6 protein-coding genes are annotated in these 5507 nt (G+C 68.0%); all 6 read left to right on the top strand.

All coding sequences use genetic code 11. The features are described from left to right. Positions 1–1070 (top strand): pyruvate dehydrogenase complex E1 component subunit beta (locus tag K9U41_RS21605; RefSeq protein WP_282642904.1); only part of this gene is annotated, 1070 nt, incomplete at its 5' end. 12 nt (positions 1071–1082) lie between these two features. Further along, complete coding sequence (locus K9U41_RS21610; protein WP_282642905.1) at positions 1083–2423, top strand: pyruvate dehydrogenase complex dihydrolipoamide acetyltransferase; 1341 nt, start codon at positions 1083–1085, stop codon at positions 2421–2423. A 132-nt stretch (positions 2424–2555) separates the two neighbouring features. Further along, a complete protein-coding gene (locus K9U41_RS21615; protein ID WP_282642906.1) occupies positions 2556–2792 on the top strand; it encodes a YdcH family protein in 237 nt (78 codons plus the stop codon). A 158-nt stretch (positions 2793–2950) separates the two neighbouring features. Continuing rightward, on the top strand, positions 2951–3592 hold the full coding sequence (locus tag K9U41_RS21620) for a nucleoside 2-deoxyribosyltransferase (protein ID WP_282642907.1): 642 nt from the start codon (positions 2951–2953) through the stop codon (positions 3590–3592). Beyond that, the gene (gene lpdA / locus K9U41_RS21625; protein WP_282642908.1) at positions 3585–5000 is read left to right on the top strand and encodes a dihydrolipoyl dehydrogenase; all 1416 of its coding nucleotides are present in this window, start codon (positions 3585–3587) and stop codon (positions 4998–5000) included. The genes K9U41_RS21620 and lpdA overlap by 8 nt, the downstream gene beginning before the upstream one ends. A 121-nt stretch (positions 5001–5121) precedes the next feature. Further along, positions 5122–5400, top strand: a complete 279-nt coding sequence (locus K9U41_RS21630; protein ID WP_282642909.1) for a GlsB/YeaQ/YmgE family stress response membrane protein — start codon at positions 5122–5124, stop codon at positions 5398–5400. The last annotated feature ends 107 nt before the right edge of the window (positions 5401–5507 follow it).

Consider the following 5507-nt stretch of genomic DNA (forward strand, 5'->3'; position numbering starts at 1 on the left):
CGGCCGCAGCGCCTGCCCCCGCGGCGCCGGCCGTGATCGCCCCGCAGGCGGCGCCCCAGCCCGATCCGGAAGTGCCCGCCGGCACCGAGTTCGTCACCCAGACCGTGCGCGAGGCCCTGCGCGACGCCATGGCCGAGGAAATGCGCCGCGACGGCGATGTCTTCGTCATGGGCGAGGAAGTGGCCGAGTATCAGGGCGCCTACAAGATCACCCAGGGGTTGCTCCAGGAGTTCGGCGAGCGCCGCGTGATCGACACCCCCATCACCGAGCACGGCTTTGCAGGCGTCGGCGTGGGTGCGGCCATGGCGGGGCTGAAGCCCATCATCGAGTTCATGACCTTCAACTTCGCCATGCAGGCCATCGACCACATCATCAACTCGGCGGCGAAGACCCTCTACATGTCGGGCGGGCAGATGCACTGCTCCGTCGTGTTCCGTGGCCCGAACGGCGCCGCCGCCCGCGTCGCCGCCCAGCACAGCCAGGACTACACCTCCTGGTATTCCAACGTGCCCGGCCTGCGGGTGATCGCGCCCTATACGGCGGCCGACGCCAAGGGTCTGCTGAAGGCCGCCATCCGCGACCCCAACCCGGTCATCTTCCTTGAGAACGAGATCCTCTACGGCCAGTCCTTCGAGGTGCCCAAGCTCGATGATTTCGTGCTGCCCATCGGCAAGGCGCGCATCGCCCGCAGCGGCAAGGACGTGACCCTGGTCTCCTTCTCCATCGGCATGACCTACGCGCTGAAGGCGGCGGACGAACTGGCCAAGCAGGGCATCGAGGCGGAGGTCATCGACCTGCGCACCATCCGCCCCATGGACGTGGACACCATCATCGCCTCGGTGAAGAAGACCGGCCGCTGCGTGAGCGTGGAGGAGGGCTGGCCGCAGTCGGGCGTCGGCGCCGAGATCGTCGCCCAGCTCATGGACAAGGCGTTCGACTATCTCGACGCCCCGGTGCTGCGCGTCACGGGCAAGGACGTGCCCATGCCGTACGCCGCCAACCTCGAGAAGCTGGCCCTGCCGACGGTCGCCGATGTGATCGCGGCGGTCCACGCCGTGACCTATCGCTGAGGAGAGAGACGAATGCCCATCGAGATCCTGATGCCGGCCCTCTCCCCCACCATGGAGAAGGGCAACCTCGCCAAGTGGCTCAAGAAGGAAGGCGACACCGTCAAGTCCGGTGACGTGCTTGCCGAGATCGAGACCGACAAGGCGACCATGGAAGTCGAGTCCATCGACGAAGGCATCCTCGCCAAGATCCTGGTGCCGGAAGGCTCCCAGGACGTGCCGGTGAACCAGCTCATCGCCGTGCTGGCCGGCGAGGGCGAGGACGTGGCCGCAGCGGCCGCCGGTGCTGGCGGGGCCAAGCCTGCCGCTGCTCCCGCCGCCGCTGCTCCCTCCGCTGAAGCGCCGGCCGCCGCTGTTGCTGCTCCGGCGGCTGCCGCCGCGCCCGCCACCAACGGCCAGGCCGGACGCGTGTTCGCCTCGCCGCTGGCCCGCCGGATCGCCAAGGACAAGGGCATCGACCTTGCCGCGCTCGCCGGCTCCGGCCCGCACGGCCGCATCGTCGCCCGCGACCTGGAAGGCGCCAAGCCCGGGACCAAGCCGGCCGCCGCGCCCGCGTCTGCTGCTGCTCCCGCGCCTGCGGCCGCGCCCGCTCCCAAGGCGGCGGTGGCCAGCGCGCCCGGCGCCGAGCAGGTCAAGGCCATGTTCGAGGCCGGCAGCTACGAGGAAGTGCAGCTCGACGGCATGCGCAAGACCATCGCGCGCCGCCTGGTCGAGAGCGAGCAGGTGACCCCCACCTTCTTCCTCACGGTGGATTGCGACCTCGACGACCTCATGGCCCTGCGCGAGCAGGTGAATGCCAATGCCGGCAAGGACAAGGACGGCAAGCCGACCTACCGTGTCTCGGTCAACGACTTCATCATCAAGGCCATGGCGCTGGCGCTCCAGAAGGTGCCCTCCGCCAATGCGGTGTGGGCCGAGGACCGGGTGCTGCGCATGAAGCATTCGGACGTGGGCGTGGCGGTGGCCATCGACGGCGGCCTCTACGCGCCCATCGTGAAGAAGGCCGAGCAGAAGACCCTGTCCACCATCTCCAACGAGATGCGTGACCTGGCCGGCCGCGCCCGCACCAAGAAGCTGAAGCCGGACGAATATTCCGGCGGCTCCACCTCGGTGTCGAACCTCGGCATGATGGGGATCCGCAACTTCACCGCCATCATCAACGCGCCGCAGTCCTCCATCCTCGCGGTGGGTACCTCGGAGCAGCGCGCCGTGGTGCGCGGCGGCGAGATCAAGGCGGTGATGCAGATGACGGTGACCCTCACCTGCGACCACCGGGTGATGGACGGCGCGCTCGGCGCCGAGCTGCTGAGCGCGTTCAAGGGCTTCATCGAGAAGCCCATGAGCATGCTGGTGTGAGCCATGCTGGTGTGAAGCCGGCTGTCGCGAGGCTGGCCCCGGGGCTGCGGCAGATCAAATCCTGCCGCGGCCGCCCGGTGTAGCTGCGGGGCAGCGGCATTTTCCGCCGTCGCACCAAGGAAAGTTGAGACCATGAGCCACACGCCCCACGAGCTTGCCGCCGATTTCCCGGACTATGCCGAGAAGATCCAGGCGCTGAAGCTGTCCGACGCCCACTTCGCCAAGCTCAGCGACGCTTATCACGAGGTGAACCGGCAGGTGCATCGTGCCGAGACCGACGTGGAGCCCACCGGCGATGCCGAGATCGAAGCCATGCGCCGCGAGCGCATGCGCCTGAAGGACGAACTCTTCGCCCTCCTGTCCAAGTGATCCTGTCCAAGTGACCGGACGGGCGTGACAAGAACCGGAGCGCCTTTTTCGGAAGGCGCTCCGCAAGACCGGCCCCCGACCGGGAGCAATTGAAAAAGGACCCGCCCGGCGCCGGCCGCAGACCGGGGCCGATGCCATCATGGAGACGGGCAAGCCTGATGAAGCTCTACCTCGCCGGCCCCGAAGTGTTCCTCGACGACGCGCGCGAGATCGGCCGGCGCAAGGTGGAGCTGTGCATCCGCTTCGGCTTTACCGGGCTTTATCCGCTGGATGGCGACCCGCTGCTCGATACGGCGGCGGGTGCCGCGAGCCGCGCCATCTTCGCCGCCAATCTGGCCCTCATGCGCTCCGCCGACGCGCTTCTCGCCAATCTCACGCCATTCCGCGGCATCAGCGCCGATCCGGGCACCGCGTTCGAGGTGGGCTTCGCCTTCGCGCTGGGCAAGCCGGTGGCGGCCTATTCCAACCTGCCGGGCGAACTGAAGCAGCGCGCCCATTCCGCCATCGGCCCCGCCGGTGGCGCGGGGCGTGCGCCTGCCCTGCTGGCCGATGGCCTGCACGTGGAGGATTTCGGCCATTTCGACAATCTCATGCTGGCGGAAGCGCTCGCCGCCTCACGGCTGCCGGTGATCCAGGCGCCGGCGCCCGCGGCCGACCCGTTCCGCGACCTCACCCTGTTCGAGCAGGCGCTCGCCCTCATGGCCGAGGCCCGGTCCGCCGGACGCCTTGGCCCATCCCAATCCCCTTCCCATCCAGAACCCGCCGGTCCGGCGCACGGCGAGGAGACCTTCCATGGCTGACAGTTACGACATCATCGTCATCGGCGGCGGGCCGGGCGGCTACGTGGCCGCCATCCGCGCGGCCCAGCTCGGCTTCAAGGTGGCCGTGGTGGAAAAGAGCCATCTCGGCGGCATCTGCCTGAACTGGGGCTGCATCCCCACCAAGGCCCTGCTGCGCTCGGCCGAGATCTACCACTATATGGAGCACGCCAAGGACTACGGCCTCTCCGCCGAGAAGATCGGCTTCGATGCGGCGGCCGTGGTGAAGCGCTCGCGCGGGGTCTCGGCCCAGCTGGCCGGCGGCGTCGCCTTCCTGCTCAACAAGAACAAGGTGGACGTGATCTGGGGCAAGGCGACCTTCACCGCCCCCGGCAAGATCAAGGTGGAAGCCGCCCAGAACCCGCCCAAGGGCGCCAAGGGCGGCGGCGACTACACTGCCAAGCACATCATCGTCGCCACCGGCGCCCGCCCGCGCGCGCTGCCCGGCCTTGAGCCCGACAAGAAGCTGATCTGGACCTATTTCGACGCCATGGTGCCGGAAAAGATGCCCAAGAGCCTGCTGGTGATGGGCTCGGGCGCCATCGGCATCGAGTTCGCCTCGTTCTATCGCACCATGGGCACCGAGGTGACCGTGGTGGAGGTGCTGCCGCAGATCCTCCCCGTGGAGGACGAGGAGATCGCCGCCGTCGCCCGCAAGCGCTTCGAGAAGCTGGGCATGAAGATCATGTCCGGGGCCAAGGTGACCGGCGTCACCAAGCATGCCGACAGCATCACCGCCCATGTGGAGGACGCCAAGGGCGCCAAGCACGACATCACGGTGGATCGCATGATCTCGGCCGTGGGCGTGGTGGGCAACGTGGAGGGCCTGGGCCTTGAGGCCATCGGCGTGAAGATCGAGCGCGGCATCGTGGTGACCGACGGCTATGGCCGCACCAACGTGCCCGGCGTCTATGCCATCGGCGACATCGCCGGCCCGCCCATGCTGGCCCACAAGGCGGAGCACGAGGGCGTGATCTGCGTGGAGACCATCAAGGGCCTGCACACCCACCCCATGGACAAGAACAAGATCCCCGGCTGCACCTACTGCACGCCGCAGATCGCCTCCGTGGGCCTCACCGAGAAGAAGGCCAAGGAAGCCGGCCGCGAGATCAAGGTGGGCCGCTTCTCCTTCATCGGCAACGGCAAGGCCATCGCGCTCGGCGAGCCGGATGGCCTGGTGAAGACCGTCTTCGACGCCAAGACCGGCGAACTGCTGGGCGCCCACATGGTGGGGGCCGAGGTGACCGAGCTGATCCAGGGCTTCGTGGTGGCCATGAACCTTGAGACCACCGAGGAAGACCTGATCCACACGGTATTCCCGCACCCGACCCTGTCGGAGATGATGCACGAGAGCGTCATGTCCGCCTACGGCCGCGCCATCCATTCGTGAGCAAGACGGCAAGGCGCGGGACAGGGCTCCCGCGCCTCTCGCCAAAGGGCCGTGGTGGCGGCATGATCCGCCACCACCCGCCGGCGGTCCTCGCCGGATGACGGGTGGCAAGGGGGCGACGATGAACAATGAGACCTACGCATTCCTGAGCCAGCCCGGCGTCGGCTTCTTCTCGCTCATCCTCATCGGCCTCATCGCCGGCTGGGTGGCGGAGCGGGTGACGGCGAGCAACCACGGCCTGCTGACGAATCTCCTCGTCGGCGTTGCCGGCGCCTTCATCGGCGACAAGCTGGCCTCGGTGCTCAACGTGCCGGTTCACGGCTTCTTCCGCACGCTGATCGCGGCCATCGTCGGCGCCATCCTGCTGCTGTGGATCTGGCGCGCGATCCGCTCGCGCTGAGGGAGGCCGGAATGATCATCTCCATTCTCGTTGGCATCATCGCCGGTTTTCTCGCTGAAAAGCTCATGAGCTCGTCCGGCGGGCTCCTCACCAATCTTGTGGTGGGG

This window comes from Xanthobacter autotrophicus, assembly GCF_029991245.1.
Taxonomy (GTDB): domain Bacteria; phylum Pseudomonadota; class Alphaproteobacteria; order Rhizobiales; family Xanthobacteraceae; genus Xanthobacter; species Xanthobacter autotrophicus_C.